Origin of the sequence: Nocardioides sp. BP30 (assembly GCF_029873215.1) — a bacterium.
GTDB lineage: Bacteria > Actinomycetota > Actinomycetes > Propionibacteriales > Nocardioidaceae > Nocardioides.
On sequence record NZ_CP123620.1, the window covers coordinates 29,852 to 44,890 of the forward strand.

Below are 15,039 nucleotides of genomic sequence, written 5' to 3' on the forward strand. Positions count from 1 at the left end.
TCAGACCGTGCGCAGCGCCGGGACGACCCGCCGGCTGGTCAGCTCGGCCACGGCGGGATCGCTCTCCAGCTCCGCCAGCGACGCCCAGCGCACCTCCTCGATCTCCGCGGCCACCGCCGGCTCGATCCGCGCGGGATGGGTGAACACCGTCGAGCGGACGAGGTGACCGGGCTCGTTGGCAGCAGCGGCCTCGAACTCGCCGAGCAACACCAGCCGTGCCGGATCCAGCGTCACGCCGAGCTCCTCGGCGACCTCGCGCACGGCCGTCTGCGCGGGGGTCTCGCCCGGCTCCGGCTTCCCGCCCGGCAGCATGAACCGGGTGGTGCCCCGCTTGCGCACGTTGAGGACCCGGCCCGCCTCGTCACGCAGCACGACCGCCGCGACCACGATGGTGGTGGCACCGGCGACCTCGACGGGCTCGGCCACCGCTAGAGGATCTCGCCGGGCTGGTAGGCGGCCGCGTCGGGGTGGGCCCGGGCGACCGCCTCGATGCGGCGCACCACGGCCTGCACCTGCGCGACGGCGGCTCCGGTGAAGGCGATCGGCTCGGCCACCAGGCCGGCGAGCTGCTCCTGGGTGAGCCCCAGCCTCGCGTCGGCGGCGAGCTTGGCGAAGACGTCGTTCTCCGCCTGGCCCTGCCGCATCGCCAGCGCCGTGCCGACGGCGGCCTCCTTGATCGCCTCGTGTGCGGCCTCCCGGCCCACGCCGTTGCGGACCGCCGCCATCAGCACCTTGGTGGTGGACAGGAACGGCAGGTAGCGGTCCAACTCGCGCTGGATGACGGCCGGGAACGCGCCGAACTCGTCCAGGACGGTCAGGAAGGTCTGGAAGAGCCCGTCGGCGGCGAAGAACGCGTCCGGCAGCGCGACGCGGCGTACGACCGAGTCCGAGACGTCCCCCTCGTTCCACTGGTCGCCGGCCAGCTCGCCGATCATGCTCAGGTGCCCGCGGAGCACGACCGAGAGGCCGTTGACCCGCTCGCACGAGCGTGAGTTCATCTTGTGGGGCATCGCCGAGGAGCCGACCTGGCCCTCCTTGAAGCCCTCGGTGACCAGCTCGTTGCCGGCCATGAGCCGGATCGTGGTGGCGAGGTTGGACGGACCGGCCACCAGCTGCACCAGCGCCGAGACGGTGTCGAAGTCGAGCGAGCGGGGGTAGACCTGCCCGACGCTGGTGAGGACGTGGGCGAAGCCGAGGTGCTCTGCCACCCGGGCCTCGAGCTGCTCGAGCCTGGCTTCGTCGCCGTCGAGCAGGTCGAGCATGTCCTGCGCGGTGCCCATCGGGCCCTTGATGCCGCGCAGCGGGTAGCGGGCGATCAGGTTCTCGATCCGGTCCAGCGCGACCAGCATCTCGTCGGCGACGGTAGCGAACCGCTTGCCGAGCGTGGTTGCCTGGGCGGCGACATTGTGGCTGCGACCCGCCATCACGGTGGTCTCGTGTTCGGCGGCCAGCCGCCCGAGGCGGGCCAGCGCGGCGACGGCGCGGTCGCGGATGATCGTGAGCGAGCTGAGCACCTGGAGCTGCTCGACGTTCTCGGTCAGGTCGCGCGAGGTCATGCCCTTGTGGATGTGCTCGTGCCCGGCGAGGTCGGAGAACTCCTCGATCCGCGCCTTCACGTCGTGGCGGGTGATGCGCTCACGCGCGGCGATGCTGGCGAGGTCGACCTGGTCGACGACGTGCTCGTAGGCCTCCACCACGCCGTCGGGTACGTCGATGCCCAGGTCCCGCTGCGCCTTGAGCACGGCGATCCACAGCTGCCGCTCGAGGACGATCTTGTGCTCCGGACTCCAGATCCGGGCCAGGTCGTCGGCGGCGTAGCGGGTGGCGAGGACGTTCGGGACGGTCACGGTGCGCCATCCTCCCATCCGATCCCGTCCGGCGGCGAATGCGACCGTCCGCCCGAGCCGGGGCGCGGGAGCCTGATCGCCACTCAGCGCAGCGACGCACCCTCGACCACGCCGAGCGGTTCGGCGGCGATGTCGCTGCGACGCTGCATCCCCTCGAAGGCGATCAGCTCGGCGGCCGCATAGGCGCGGGCCCGCGCGGCGGCGACGTCCGCCCCGATCGCCCGTACGGCGAGCACCCGGCCACCCGCCGTCACCAGCCGACCCTCGTCGTCGAGTGCCGTGCCGGCGTGGATGACATCGGCACCCGCCTCGGCGGCGTCCTCGACGCCGGTGATCACCTGGCCCGAGGACGAGGAAGCGGGGTAGCCGGCCGAGGCGAGCACCACGGTGACGGCGGCGGCGTCGCGGAAGACCGGCGCAGGGACCGAGGACAGCGTGCCGGTGGCAGCGGCGTGCAGCAGCGCGCTGAGCGAGGAGTCGAGCACCGCCAGCACGGGCTGGATATCGGGGTCCCCGAAGCGGCAGTTGAACTCGATCACCTTCGGCCCCTTCTCGGTCAGGGCGAGACCGACGTAGAGACATCCGACGAACGGAGCACCGCGCCGCCGCATCTCGGCGAGCGTCGGCTCGACGACTGTCGAGATCACCGCGTCCGCAAGATCGGGCTGCGCCCACGACAACGGCGTGTAGGAGCCCATCCCGCCGGTGTTCGGGCCGCGACCACCGTCGAAGATCCGCTTGAAGTCCTGGGCCGGCTGCAGCGCGTAGGCGCGTTCGCCGTCGCAGATCGCGAAGACCGAGACCTCCGGGCCGTCGAGGAACTCCTCGATCACGACGGTCCCGCAGCCGGCCGCGTGCGCCATCGCCGCGTCCCGATCGCGGGTGACGAGGACGCCCTTGCCGGCGGCGAGGGCATCGTCCTTGACGACGTACGGCGCTCCGAACTCGTCGAGGGCCGCAGCCACCTGCTCGGCGTCCGTGCATACCCGCGCACCGGCGGTCGGCACGCCGGCATCGGCCATCACCGACTTGGAGAACGCCTTCGAGCCCTCCAACTGCGCCGCGGCCCGCGACGGACCGAAGACCGCGATGCCGGCGGCGCGGACGGCGTCGGCGACACCGGCGACCAGGGGCGCCTCGGGACCCACGACCACGAGGTCCACGCCGAGGCGATCCGCCAGTGCCGCGACCGACGCTCCGGACATCGCGTCCACGTCGTGCAGCGTCGCGATCCGACCGATCCCGGGGTTGCCGGGGGCGGCGTGCACCTCGGCGTCCCTGGCGAGCTGGAGGGCCAGGGCGTGCTCGCGGCCACCGGTGCCGATCACGAGGGTCTTCACGGCCGTCGACCCTACCGCGGGGCCGGCGGGATCAGCGCACCGCGGCGATGCGCAGGGTGGCCTCCACCGGCTCGTAGGGCAGGCACAGCACGAACGACGCCGGACCCTTCTCGCTGGGCGGCTCGTAGGTCACGTCGCCCCCGTGGCCGCGGGCGATCTCGCGGACGAGGAACAGCCCCAGACCGGTCCCACCGGTGCGTCCGGCGACGGCGAAGCGGTCGAAGAGGTGCGGCACGAGGTCCGCGGGCACGCCGGGCCCGGTGTCCGAGACCCGGATCTCCACGCCCGACTCGGTGGCACGGCCGGTGGCGGTCACCGGTGCCCTGCCGTGCCGGATCGCGTTGTCGAGCAGATTGTCCACCGCCTGCGCGAGCCGGCCGGCGTCGGCGACGAAGGACACGTCGTCCTCCAGGTCCAGCTGCACCTGAGCCCCGTTGTTCGCCGCCCGGGTGCGCTCGATGGAGGTGGTGAGCAGCGCTCCCAGGGTGAGGCCCTCCGGGCGCAGCACCAAGGCATCGTTCTGCAGCCGTGAGGCAGTCGCCAGGTCGGTGACCAGCCGCTGCAGCCGGTGGGCGCTGGTGCTGATGCCCGAGAGCAGCTGCACCCTGTCCGCGTCGGTCAGTCGCTGCCACTGCTCCTGCAGCAGGGAGGCCGACCCCTCGATCACGGCCGTCGGCGTACGCAGCTCGTGGGCGGTGACGGCGAGTAGGTGGGTCTGCTGCTCGACCGCGAGCTGGTGCTGGTCCTCGTAGAGCCGTTGCTCGGTCTGGTCGCGGGTGATCTTGGCGAAGCCGAGGTGCTTGCCGTCCTCGCCGTACACAGCGGTGATCACCACGCTGGCCCAGAACTGGCTGCCGTCCTTGCGCACCCGCCAACCCTCCTCGGCGAACGCGCCGTCGTGCAGGGCGATCGCGAGGTTCTGCTCGGGATGATGGGTCTCCCGCTCCTGCTCGGGGTAGAAGATGCGGAAGTTCTTCCCGATGACCTCGTCGGCGCTGTAGCCCTTGATCCGCTGGGCGCCGGCGTTCCAGCTCGCCACGTTGCCCTGCGGGTCGAGCATGTAGATCGCGTAGTCGCGCACAGCGGTGACGAGCATCCGGAACAGCTCCTCGCTGCGCCGCAGGTCGTCCTCGGCCTGGAGCTGCGCACTGATGTCCTGCACCTGGGCGAAGACGTAGAGCGGTTGATCCTTGGAGTCCCGGATCGGTGCCAGCGTGACCCGCACGGTACGACCGGCGACATCGGGCAGGCGGTGCTCGAAGGTGACCATCGACTCGCCCCGCAGGCTGATCGCCTCGAGGCCGGCATCCAGCGCGTCGCCCTCACCCTCGGTCAACTGACCGTAGTCGACGCCGACCAGGTCGACCGGCTGGCACTGCATCAGCTCGGCCAGCGCCGCGTTGGCCCGGACCACGCTGCCGTTGAGGGTGAGGGTCGCCATCCCGATCGCGGCGCGCTCGAAGACCTCGCGGAAGCGCTCCAGGTGCTCGTCGAGCACCTTCTGCTCGGCGGGGTCGATGCCGTCCTCGTGCCGCTCCTCGGGCGAGCCCACCACGCGCAGCCGGTTCCGTGTCGAGGGACGGTCGGAGGCGGGGCGGGTGCCGAGCGCGTCGAGCAGGCGATCCGCGAGTTGGTCGATGCGGATCGACTTCTCGATGAAGTCGGCGGCGCCGAGGTCGCGGGCGGCATCGGCCAGCCCGCGCTCCTCGAAGCCGGTGAAGATGACGACCTTCGTCTCGGGAGCCAGCGTCAGGACCGCCGGAAGCGCCTCGAGGCCGTCCATCGTGGGCATCGAGGTGTCCATCAGCAGCAGGTCCGGCTCGTGCCGGTAGGCCAGCCCGATGGCCTCGGCGCCGTCGCGTCCCTCGCCGACGATCTCGAACTCCCCGGAGAGCTGCAGCCGAGTACGGACCAGCGCTCGTACCTCGTCCGAGTCGTCGACGAGGACCAACGTCGGCTTGGGCATGCGGCTCCCTTCCACCCCTGTGCCTGTTCGCTGTACCCCCAGGTCCGGCCGCCATGCGCGGCGGCGGCACGGATTCTGGTCAGGTGGTCAGCGCTTCAGCAGATCATGCACCACGACCGACTCGTGGCGTCCGGGGCCGACCCCGATGACCGACATCCGGGCACCGGAGAGCTCCTCGACGCGTCGGACGTAGGCCTGCGCGTTGGCGGGCAGGTCGGCCAGCGTCCGGGCACCGGAGATGTCCTCGCTCCAGCCGGGGAGGTACTCATAGACCGGCCGGGCGTGGTGGAAGTCCGACTGGTTGACCGGCATCTCGTCGTGGCGCACGCCGTTGACGTCGTAGGCGACGCACACCGGGATCTGCTCCAGGCCGGTGAGCACGTCGAGCTTGGTCAGCACGAAGTCGGTGACACCGTTGATCCGGGCGGCGTAGCGGGCGATGACGGCGTCGTACCAGCCGCATCGGCGGGGTCGTCCGGTGGTGGTGCCGAACTCGAAGCCCGCCTGCCGCAGGAACTCCCCCGACGCGTCGAGCAGCTCGGTGGGGAACGGCCCCTCGCCCACCCGGGTGGTGTACGCCTTGACGATGCCGATCACCTGGTCCAGGCGCATCGGGGGGATGCCCGAGCCGGTGCAGGCACCGCCCGACGTCGCCGAGGACGAGGTGACGAACGGATAGGTGCCGTGGTCGACGTCGAGCAGGGTGGCCTGACCCGCCTCGAGCAGCACCACCTCGTTCCTGTCCAGGCCCTGGTTGAGCAGCAGGGCGGTGTCACAGACCATCGGCGCGAGCCGCTCGGCGTAGGAGAGCAGGTCCTCCACCACGGCGTCGACGGTGAAGCCACGCCGGTTGTAGACCTTGGTCAACAGCTGGTTCTTGAGCTCGAGGGCGCCCTCGACCTTGGCACGCAGGATCTTCTCGTCGAACAGGTCCTGGATCCGGATGCCGATGCGGTTGATCTTGTCCGCGTACGTCGGGCCGATGCCGCGCCCCGTCGTACCGATCCGTCGGGAGCCGAGGAAGCGTTCGTTGACCTTGTCGAGCTGGCGGTTGTAGTCGGCGATCACGTGGGCGTTGGCGGAGACCCGCAGCAGGGAGGTGTCCACCCCCCGGGCGTTCAGCCCGTCGATCTCCTCGAAGAGCACCTGCAGGTCGATGACCACGCCGTTGCCGATGACGGGGGTGACGCCGGGCGTGAGGATGCCGCTGGGCAGCAGGTGCAGCGCGTACTTCTCGTTCGAGCCGTCCGGCTGCTGGATCACGACGGTGTGACCGGCGTTGTTGCCGCCGTTGAACTTCACCACGTAGTCGACATCGCTGCCGAGCAGGTCGGTGGCCTTGCCCTTGCCCTCGTCGCCCCACTGGGCACCGATGATCGCGATTGCGGGCATGTACTACTCCTTCACGACGGACGGAGTCCCTCCGCCCCCGTGGGCGGCTGCTCAACGCACCTGGATTGGGTCCGATCAGCAAGGAGCCCCGTGCAAGACCGAGGGTCAGGCCGGGGGCTCTTGCAGCCGTACGCTACCAAAACAGCCGATGAACACGGCCGAACACAGCGTCGCGCGAGCATCACCGCGACAGTGCTCAGCGCATCACCGCAGGCCCGGCACCCTCGTCGTCGACCCAGTCGCTGCCGTCGTCCCAGAGGTCCTCGGCTCCCGGCTCACCGCGCTTGCGGTCGCGCCCGCGGCCGCCGGCCGCGGCGCCTGTGCGGCTGCCACCCCGACTGCCACCCGCCGCACCCCGACCACCGCCCGCGCCGCGAGCACCTGCGCCCGCGCCTCCCCCGGCGGAGACGACCGTACGCCGGCCGGCAGCTGCCTGCTCCTCAGCGCCCAGCACGCCGCCCGTCAGCCTGCCGGTGGCCGAGCCACCCAGCGTCTGACCGGGCTCGAACCGGAGCGTCGGCATCGCACCGGCACCGCCGTTGAGGCTGCCGAGGGCGCCCGCGCCGAGGAGCCCGGCGCCGCCGACACCGCTCGCGGCTCCGGCGCCACCTGCCGAGGCCGCCGGGACCGCCGGGGCGATCGGGCCCGACGGACCGGAGGGGCCCGGAGCGCTCGGCACCGGTGTCCCGCCGCCCTGCAACAGGCCCCCGGAACCACCGTTGCCGCCGGTGCTGCCCGTTCCGCCGGTGCTGCCGGTGCCCGTCCCGTCGGTGCCCGTGGTCGTTCCGCTCGTCCCCGGATGGTGGGTGGTGCCGGTGGTGATCGTCCCGGTGTCGGTCGGCACGACGGTGGCACCGCCGTGTGCGCCGCCCGGCGTCACCGGGGATCGGCGGGGGCGACCCGCGGATCCTCCCGAGCCGTCGGATCCGTCCGTCGACGAGGCCGACGGCGCCGGCGCCTCGCCATGGATGCCCTGCATGGTCAAGGTCGCATCACCGAACGCCGTGTCGAGCGCCCGGATCTGGGCGGCGGCAGCGGTCTCGTTGTCGTTGTAGGCCTTGCTGGCGGCGTCCGACTTCGACTTCCATGCCTTGAGCTTCTTCTTCTGGTCCGCGTCATCGGGATCGGTGAGCGTCGGAGCCGTCCCGGGGTCGGCGGGCGGCGTCAGCTTCTGCTGCTCGTTCTGTGCCGCGATGATCTGCGCGAAGACGGCCTGCAGCTGCTTGCCGCCGGACTCGAGCTGATCGGCACGCGAGCTCATCGTGTCCGCTGCCTGCTGGAACGCCTTGGTGGCGGCCGCGGTGATCTCGCTGTGCGCGCCGAACGAGGCCTCGAGGGTGGCGGTGTGGCCGGTGAGCGACGCGGCGATCTTGCGCAGCAGGCTCGCGCTCTGAGCCCAGTCCTCGGAGGCGTCGGAGATCTTCGACACCGTCGACTCCGTGCCCTGCAGGTAGGTGTCGAGCAGCGCGCGGTTGGGTCCCTTCATCCCGCTCACCGGGCACCCCCTGCGTCCGCGCCGGTGCCCGCAGCGGTGCCGGTCGTGGGCGTGGTCGCAGGCCCGGTCGCGGTGCCGGTCGCGGGCCTCGAGGGGTCGGGCTGACCACCGACGGTCGACTGGCCCGCCGTGGTGCCCTGGGTGTCGGCGGCGTCGAATGTGGTGTCGACGCGTCCCAGGGAGGCGTCGAGCTGCTGGGTCGCCACAGCGCTCTCCTCGTCCACGTCCCTCAGGTGGGCCGACGCCTTCTCGAGCGCCTGGGCGAAGCCCGCCAGGCCCTCGGCCATCTCCTTGAGGGCGGCGACGACGTGCTGGTGGGCCAGGTCGGCGTTCGCCCCGAGCGTCGTCCCGGGCGCGCTCGCGCCGAAGTCGCCGTGACCGACGGGGGTGACCTGCTGGTCGAGGACGTCGGTGTGGTGATCGGAGAGCAGCCTGCGCAGGTCGGCGACGCTCTCCGGGTCGACGAGGAGCTGGATGGTCGAGCCAGTGGCTCCGTCGAGCAGTTCAGGCAACATGGTCCACCCCACGATCGTTCCGTTGTGCCTCGATCCACATGCCCAGCCGGAGCTCGGGCAAACCTGTGAATCGCTCCGCTACTGTTCGGCACAGTCGACCAGGAGGTGCTCGGGTGTCTCGTCAGGTGCGTACGACGATCGCCGTCGCCGTGGCAGCGGCGTCCCTCGCCGGGCTCGGTGCGTGCGGTGACGACGGCGGTGCGCCGGCAGCGTCGCCGACCTCCAGCGCACCGACGTCGGGGACCCCGACCGCCGAGACGCCCGCATCCGGCGGGAGCGGATCCGCACCCGCGATGGCCCTTGACGGGCCGGTCGCCACGCTCGACGTCGGCACGGTGCAGGCGCCGGCCGGCTGGACCGCGAAGCGCGGCCAGGCCGCCTGGCAGACCTCGCTCGCCGGGCCGGTTCGGGAGGGCGGCCTGGTTATCTTCAGCGACATCGACGACCATGTCTTCGGCACCTCGCCGAGTCCCGACGCGGCGGCACTGGACGCGCGCGTCAAGGTGATCCGCCGCGACGCGGGGAGGTCGTGGGTGCGCAAGCCGGACGTGATGCTGGGCGGGCTGCCGTTCTTCCATCTCGTCGACGACTCCGACAGCGTCGTCTACCGCGAGGAGTTCGGCTCGGTGCACAACGGTCGCGACGCGGACCTCGACTTCGAGTTCACCAAGGTGTTGACGAAGCCGGCCAAGCGTCGGGCCCTCATCGACGCGATGGCTGCCAGCTTCCGGCCGAGCTGAGGCCGGCAACGGACGTCACAGCCAGCCGCGGCGCGCCGCCTCGACGCCTGCCTGGAACCGGGAGTCGGCCCCGAGCTCGGCCATCACCTCCGCCACCCGCCGGCGCACGGTGCGCAGGCTCATCCCCAGCCGGCGCGCGATCTGTTCGTCCTGGGCGCCCGAAGCAAGCTGGCGCAGCAGCTGTCGCCGTACCTCCTCGCCCTTCGCCCCGCGCTCGTACTCCGCCACCGGCGAGGCCTGCTCCCACAGCTCCTCGAAGAGCAGCGCCAGCGCCTCGACCAGCCCGCGCTGGCGCACGATCATCCGCGGGGTGGTGATCTCACCCAACGGCTCGGGCAGGACGGCATGGGTGGAGCCGATCACGAGCAGACGGGTCGGGATGACGGGCAGCACCCGGATCTCCTCGCCGACGTCCGCCCGTGCCTGCAGGACGGCGGGCACCTCGGCGAGCGCCCGCACCGGATAGATCGCCCGGGCCCGCCGGCCACTGGCGACCGCCGCGGCGACCAGCTGGTTCATGTCCGACTCCCACGGGAAGGTCCACTGGTCGGGCCGCAGCCAGGCCAGATCGCCCGTGGTACGCCGGACCAGGGTGCTCAGCGTCTCGGGCAGGTACCGACCCCGGTAGACCTCGCCGTCGATGGGCTGCCCCGACTCCCCCAGCGGAGCCTCGGTGAGGACGGCCGAGCGGGCCGCGATGTGCGGCACCACGCGACTGATGCTGAGCAGCTGCTCGTGGGCCCGCCGGGCGCGCTCGGCAGCGGTCTCGATCAGCCGGGAGAGCGCCAGGGCCGGGATGAGCACCTGCACCGCCTCGTGCGACGGCTCGACGATCTGCGCCTCGATCAGATCGGCCGCGACGACCTCGAACTCCGCGCAGGTCAGGCCGAGCCCCGCCACCACGTCGTCGAAGGGTCGACCCGCCAGCGGCAGCAGGCGCTCGTAGAGGTGTCCGACCTCGGGCGGGAAGCCGAGAGCGGTGATCAGCTTCTCCGCGCCGGTGGCCTCCATGGGGCCAGCCTAGGAGCCCGCGGCCGAGTAGGGTGCCACTCGATTCCCACGAACTTCGCGACGTTCGCGACGATGCACGCCGATGCGTGACTGTCCCACGAAGGAGCCTCGGGTGGCCGAGCGGCACGACCGGGACACCGCGGCTCGGATCGGCCCCTGGATCGTCCTGGTGGCCTCCCTGCTGTGCTTCGGGGTGCTCGGGGTGCTGCCGGTGTGGCAGTACGCCGCCAACCACCGGCCCGGTGTCCCCGTGGAGCAGGCCCGGGTGACGCGGTGCGCCTCGGTCCAGCGCTCCGGCATCGTGTGTGCGCACACCGCTGACGGGCGGCCGATCGCCGTCGTCTGGGAGGGTCATGTGACCCGGCCTCGCTCCGGGTCGACGCTGCAGGTCTTCGAGAAGGGCGGTCGGTGGCACGCCCGCAACGAACGGGCGTTCCCCTTCTGGGCGCCCGTCTTCCTGCTCCTGGGCGGTCTCGGCACGCTCGCCTGCCTCCTCACCCTCGGCCGCCGGCTGCGCCACGCCGTGGATCGATGGGGACGATCGGTCCGGTCCTGAGCGTTTCGCCGTCACCGCACCGGGGCATCACCCCCTACATCGGGGAGTGAACACGGGGCCGAACCGACGGAGGCGACATGGGGACCCAGCTGCACGTTGATGAGCACGGTCTGGAGCAGATGCATCAGATCACGGACCGACAGGCGAGCCACCTCGCGGCCGCGCAGCGTTACGTCGTGGCCAACTGCGCGAGACCGGAGGCCTTCCATGGCGTCCTCGCCCCGCTCAGAGGCACCTACGAGGAGGTCATCCGCAACGCCGACAGCGGCTTGCACGACGCCCAGCGCTTCTCCACCCGGATGGGCGAGGCCCTGGACCGGGCGCGCCAGACCTACCTCGCCACCGATGCCGGTGAGAGGTCGCGGTGGGAGACCAGCACGCAGCGCGCCACCGGGGTCCCGACCAAGGGCTTGCCCCATCTCACCTACCGGAGCCTCGGCAAGCCGGTCGACGACATCCTGGGCGTCGGGGCCGAGCACCAGGACCCGCTGACGGCACTCCAGGGCCGGCTCAAGGAGAAGCTCGGTGCCGATCCGGGCGAGGAGCGCCAGCGCCGGATCGACGCCGAGGCCAAGCGGCGCAACCGCATCCAGGTCGCCGACCGCGCCGAGGAGACGCGCGAGGACCGCAGCACCGGCCTCAGCCGCCGGCAGCGACGGGCCGCGGCAGCCGCTGGACGACGCACCGACAACGACGACGTACGCGATCGCCGCACCCTCCTCGGCGACACCGTCGCACCGCTGAAGGAGACCATCGACACGGTCGCGGACGACGTGCAGAAGGCGAAGAACGTCGTCGCGGACCTCGAGCAGCTGCAGCAGACCACGCGGGACCTCGACTCCTACGACGATTACGAGTCCCGCGGCGACGGCGCCGCTGACCGCGTCCGTGCCGAGCTGGGCCGATGAGCGTCACCGAGCGGGACGACCCGACGACGGCCCTGCGCCGGGAGGTCGTGCCGGCGGCCGATCTCGGCGACTTCATCGAGGAGCAGAAGAAGTCCTGCGGGCTGATCGTGTACTCGATCGACGCGGTGATCCACGAGCTCACCGGCTGGAGCGTCATCGAGTGGCTCTACGACCCGTTCGCCGGCGACTGGAACGCCCTGCAGCACATGAAGGACTCCTGGCCGCAGGTCGCGGACTCGATCCGCCTGGTGCAGGCGAACTACGAGGGACTGCGCGCGGACGCTGCGTCGGTGTGGTCCGGTGACGGCCTGGACGCAGCCGTCGCCAAGCTCGACGCCATCATCGACTACCACGCCAACCAGGCGGAGGGCTGCGACCACCTCTCCACCCAGCTCGGGCACGCCCTCGAGGTCTCCGAGGCGGCCATCCAAGTGGTGAGCCTGGCCCTGAACTTCCTGGACTCGCTGGCCCAGGAGCTCATCGAGGACGCCGCCGTCCCCGTCCTGGGCTGGGCCAAGGGAGCGGTGACGGCGCCCGGGAAGGTGCGCAAGGCGGTCGCGCTGATCCAGCGCGGCGCAGACGCCGTCGAGCGACTGACCACGCTGCTGCAACGAATCCCCGAGGTCGCTCGCATCGTCAACATCGGACTCACCGTGACCGACGAGACGCTGAAGTTCGGCAACACGGTGCTCAGCGCCGACGCCGCCTCCCACCTGGGCGACACCTCGCGGCAGGCGTTCGGGTGAGCCTCTTCGACAGCGTCGAGTTCCGTACGGCGTTGGCACGGGTCCAGGCCACCCACGACGAGGCGATCGGGTCACTGCGGGCCGCGCGCGGCGAGCTCGCCCGCGAGCTCGAGCGGTTCGACCGGGCGAAGGCCCGACGCGACGAGGAGCGCGCCGCTGCCGCCCGGCGCGGCGACCTCGGCCCCGAGCGGCAACGGCTGCAGCGGCGCCTCGATGCCGGTGAGACCACGTGGGCCGACGTACGGTCGGGACGCGACACGCACCCCAGCGCCGCGGCCGTGCGCACCTACGCCGAGCGCAATCTCGCCGACCTCGCCGCGCGGATGCGGACCGACCCGCGGTTCCAGGCGGCCCAGGCCGACCTCAGCGCGCTGCTCGGCGCCCGGCCCGGCGGGCCCGACCGGCCCGGCGACGACGGCGCCTGAGACCGGCGGTGGCTCAGCCCTCCGGCTTGAGCAGGGGGAACAGGATCGTCTCGCGGATGCCCGCCCCCGTGAACAGCATGATCATCCGGTCCAGGCCCAGGCCGAAGCCGCCCATCGGCGGGGCGCCGTACTCGAGTGCTCGCAGGAAGTCCTCATCGAGCTGCATCGCCTCCGGATCGCCACCGGCCGCCTTCAGCGACTGCGCTGTGAGCACCTCGCGCTGCACGACCGGGTCCACCAGCTCGGTGAAGGCGGTGCCGCGCTCGACGCCGCCGATGATGAGGTCCCACGCGAGCACCTGCCGCGGCTCGGTGGGGTTGAGGCGGGCGAGCGGCTGCGCCTCGGCCGGGAAGTCGCACAGGTACGTCGGCTGCAGCAGCCCGGGCTCGACCAGCTCGCCGCACAGCTCCATCACGATCTTGCCGGCGCTCCAGGCCTCGTCGATCTCGACGTCGCGCTCCGCGGCGATCGCGACCAGGCGCTCGCGCGGGGTGTCGGGCGTGATCTCCTCGCCGACCGCCTCGGAGACACCCTGGTAGACCGGCAGCCAGCGCCACTCACCGCCGAGGTCGATGGTGCCCTGCGGCGTCTCGATCTCGCGGCCGCCGAGCAGGTCGGCGGCGCTCAGGTACATGTCGCGCATCAGCTCGGCCATGGTGAACTGGTCGCCGTAGGCCTGGTAGCCCTCGACCATGGTGAACTCGGGGCTGTGCGTGGAGTCGACGCCCTCGTTGCGGAAGACCCGGCCGATCTCGAACACCTTCTCCACGCCGCCGACGACCGACTTCTTCAGGTTGAGCTCCAGCGCGATGCGCAGCGTCATCTCCTGGTCGAAGGCGTTGATGTGCGTCTTGAAGGGACGCGCCATCGCCCCGCCGTGGATGAGCTGGAGGACCGGGGTCTCGATCTCGAGGTACCCCTGGTCCTCGAGCGTGCGGCGAACCGCGCGGGTGATCAGGCTGCGGGTGCGCACCATGTCGCGCGCCTCCTCGCGGACGATGAGATCGGCGTACCGCTGCCGGACGCGGGTCTCCTCGGAGAGCTCCTTGTGCAGCACGGGCAGCGGGCGCAGCGCCTTGGACGCCATCGCCCAACCGGTGGCCATCACCGAGAGCTCCCCGCGCCGCGAGCAGATCACCCGGCCGGTGACCGAGACGTGGTCGCCCAGGTCGACGACGGCCTTCCAGTCGGCGAGCGACTCCTCGCCGACCTCGGCCAGGCTCAGCATGACCTGGAGCCGGGTGCCGCTGTCCTGCTCGCTCAGCCCCTCCTGGAGGGTGGCGAAGCAGAGCTTCCCGGTGTTGCGCACGAAGATGACCCGGCCGGTGACCGAGACGACGTCCTGCGTCTCCTCGCCCGGCTCGAGGTGCGACCAGGCCGCCCGCACCTCGGCCAGGCTGTGGGTGCGCGGGACGGTCGTGGGATAGGCCTCGCGGCCCTCGGCCAGCAGGCGCTCCCGCTTGGCCCGGCGGACCGTCCGCTGCTCGTCGAGGCTGGGCTCGGCGAGTTCCGGCTCCGGGGCGGTGGTCTGCTGCTGGTCGGTCACGGGCGCAAGGCTATCGGCGCGGGCGCCCGTGGCCGAACCCGCCGGTTGCGGGCTAGTCGCCGAGCAGGGCGTCGTACGCCGCCGGGCTGCTGTCGCGCAGGAACTCGCTGCAGCGCTGCCACTCCTCGTCCTCGCCGATCTCGCGGGCGGAGCGGGCCAGCAGCGCCAGGCACATCAGGAAGCCACGGTTGGGCTCGTGCTCCCACGGCACCGGGCCGTGGCCCTTCCAACCGTTGCGACGCAGCAGGTCCAGGCTGCGGTGGTAGCCCACGCGGGCGTAGGCGTAGATCGTGACCGGGTCGGCGCCGTGCTCGGTGGCGATCGCACCCAGCGTGGCCCAGGCGATCGGCGAGGCCGGATGCCGGCGTACGACGTCGGCGACCTTGGCCGGATCGGTCAGCTCGGCGAGCTCGGCCGCGGCGGGATCGACCGGCAGCAGGGTGGGGGGCGGGCCGGCGAGGAGGTCCTGATGGTGGCTCATGCCCCGATTGTCCCCAACAACGCGGAAGAGATTGTCAGTGGTCTGCTGTTGACTGGGGATGTGACCCAGAC

General features: G+C 71.8%; 15 protein-coding genes. 5 read left to right on the plus strand and 10 right to left on the minus strand.

Annotation, left to right across the window (positions count from 1 at the left end; genetic code table 11):
* From P5P86_RS00100 to P5P86_RS00130, 7 genes are all read right to left on the minus strand, one after another.
* Positions 1-426 (minus strand): NUDIX hydrolase, encoded by a 426-nt coding sequence (locus tag P5P86_RS00100; RefSeq protein ID WP_280609235.1) that lies wholly within the window; start codon positions 424-426, stop codon positions 1-3.
* Positions 427-428: 2 nt separating this feature from the next.
* On the minus strand, positions 429-1,847 hold the full coding sequence (purB, locus tag P5P86_RS00105; protein WP_280609236.1) for an adenylosuccinate lyase: 1,419 nt from the start codon (positions 1,845-1,847) through the stop codon (positions 429-431).
* A gap of 83 nt (positions 1,848-1,930) precedes the next feature.
* Entirely contained in the window at positions 1,931-3,187 is a 1,257-nt protein-coding gene (purD, locus tag P5P86_RS00110; RefSeq protein ID WP_280609237.1) for a phosphoribosylamine--glycine ligase, read from the minus strand.
* Positions 3,188-3,218: 31 nt separating this feature from the next.
* The gene (locus P5P86_RS00115; protein WP_280609238.1) at positions 3,219-5,153 is read right to left on the minus strand and encodes a PAS domain S-box protein; all 1,935 of its coding nucleotides are present in this window, start codon (positions 5,151-5,153) and stop codon (positions 3,219-3,221) included.
* An 87-nt stretch (positions 5,154-5,240) separates the two neighbouring features.
* Positions 5,241-6,545 carry an adenylosuccinate synthase gene (locus P5P86_RS00120; RefSeq protein WP_280609239.1) on the minus strand — a complete coding sequence of 435 codons (1,305 nt, stop codon included), beginning with the start codon at positions 6,543-6,545 and terminating at the stop codon, positions 5,241-5,243.
* A gap of 196 nt (positions 6,546-6,741) precedes the next feature.
* A complete protein-coding gene (locus tag P5P86_RS00125) occupies positions 6,742-8,040 on the minus strand; it encodes a hypothetical protein (protein ID WP_280609240.1) in 1,299 nt (432 codons plus the stop codon).
* Positions 8,037-8,555 (minus strand): hypothetical protein, encoded by a 519-nt coding sequence (locus P5P86_RS00130; protein WP_280609241.1) that lies wholly within the window; start codon positions 8,553-8,555, stop codon positions 8,037-8,039. Before P5P86_RS00130 ends, P5P86_RS00125 begins: the two co-directional genes overlap by 4 nt.
* A gap of 113 nt (positions 8,556-8,668) precedes the next feature.
* On the opposite strand from P5P86_RS00130, the gene P5P86_RS00135 reads away from it, so the two are divergent.
* Positions 8,669-9,295: a hypothetical protein gene (locus P5P86_RS00135; RefSeq protein WP_280609242.1), complete on the plus strand. Its 627-nt coding sequence runs from the start codon at positions 8,669-8,671 to the stop codon at positions 9,293-9,295.
* A 15-nt stretch (positions 9,296-9,310) separates the two neighbouring features.
* Here the strand turns inward: P5P86_RS00135 and P5P86_RS00140 are convergent, their stop codons facing one another.
* Positions 9,311-10,306, minus strand: a complete 996-nt coding sequence (locus P5P86_RS00140) for a helix-turn-helix transcriptional regulator (RefSeq protein ID WP_280609243.1) — start codon at positions 10,304-10,306, stop codon at positions 9,311-9,313.
* Between the two features lie 112 nt (positions 10,307-10,418).
* Between P5P86_RS00140 and P5P86_RS00145 the strand changes: the two genes are divergently transcribed.
* From P5P86_RS00145 to P5P86_RS00160, 4 genes are all read left to right on the plus strand, one after another.
* The gene (locus P5P86_RS00145) at positions 10,419-10,862 is read left to right on the plus strand and encodes a hypothetical protein (RefSeq protein WP_280609244.1); all 444 of its coding nucleotides are present in this window, start codon (positions 10,419-10,421) and stop codon (positions 10,860-10,862) included.
* Positions 10,863-10,981: 119 nt separating this feature from the next.
* Complete coding sequence (locus P5P86_RS00150; RefSeq protein ID WP_280609245.1) at positions 10,982-11,770, plus strand: hypothetical protein; 789 nt, start codon at positions 10,982-10,984, stop codon at positions 11,768-11,770.
* Complete coding sequence (locus P5P86_RS00155) at positions 11,767-12,516, plus strand: hypothetical protein (RefSeq protein ID WP_280609246.1); 750 nt, start codon at positions 11,767-11,769, stop codon at positions 12,514-12,516. Before P5P86_RS00150 ends, P5P86_RS00155 begins: the two co-directional genes overlap by 4 nt.
* Entirely contained in the window at positions 12,513-12,941 is a 429-nt protein-coding gene (locus P5P86_RS00160) for a hypothetical protein (protein ID WP_280609247.1), read from the plus strand. Before P5P86_RS00155 ends, P5P86_RS00160 begins: the two co-directional genes overlap by 4 nt.
* Positions 12,942-12,954: 13 nt before the next feature.
* Here the strand turns inward: P5P86_RS00160 and lysS are convergent, their stop codons facing one another.
* Both lysS and P5P86_RS00170 read right to left on the minus strand, forming a co-directional pair.
* Entirely contained in the window at positions 12,955-14,391 is a 1,437-nt protein-coding gene (lysS, locus tag P5P86_RS00165) for a lysine--tRNA ligase (protein WP_280611293.1), read from the minus strand.
* A 148-nt stretch (positions 14,392-14,539) separates the two neighbouring features.
* On the minus strand, positions 14,540-14,968 hold the full coding sequence (locus P5P86_RS00170) for a DUF3151 domain-containing protein (protein ID WP_280609248.1): 429 nt from the start codon (positions 14,966-14,968) through the stop codon (positions 14,540-14,542).
* Positions 14,969-15,039 lie beyond the last annotated feature (71 nt).

Coding starts and splice junctions, on each gene's coding strand:
- P5P86_RS00115 (WP_280609238.1), bottom strand. CDS start 5,153: ATGCCCAAGCCGACGTTGGTCCTCGTCGACGACTCGGACGAGGTACGA.
- P5P86_RS00170 (WP_280609248.1), bottom strand. CDS start 14,968: ATGAGCCACCATCAGGACCTCCTCGCCGGCCCGCCCCCCACCCTGCTG.
- P5P86_RS00155 (WP_280609246.1), top strand. CDS start 11,767: ATGAGCGTCACCGAGCGGGACGACCCGACGACGGCCCTGCGCCGGGAG.
- P5P86_RS00130 (WP_280609241.1), bottom strand. CDS start 8,555: ATGTTGCCTGAACTGCTCGACGGAGCCACTGGCTCGACCATCCAGCTC.
- P5P86_RS00150 (WP_280609245.1), top strand. CDS start 10,982: ATGCATCAGATCACGGACCGACAGGCGAGCCACCTCGCGGCCGCGCAG.
- P5P86_RS00120 (WP_280609239.1), bottom strand. CDS start 6,545: ATGCCCGCAATCGCGATCATCGGTGCCCAGTGGGGCGACGAGGGCAAG.
- P5P86_RS00140 (WP_280609243.1), bottom strand. CDS start 10,306: ATGGAGGCCACCGGCGCGGAGAAGCTGATCACCGCTCTCGGCTTCCCG.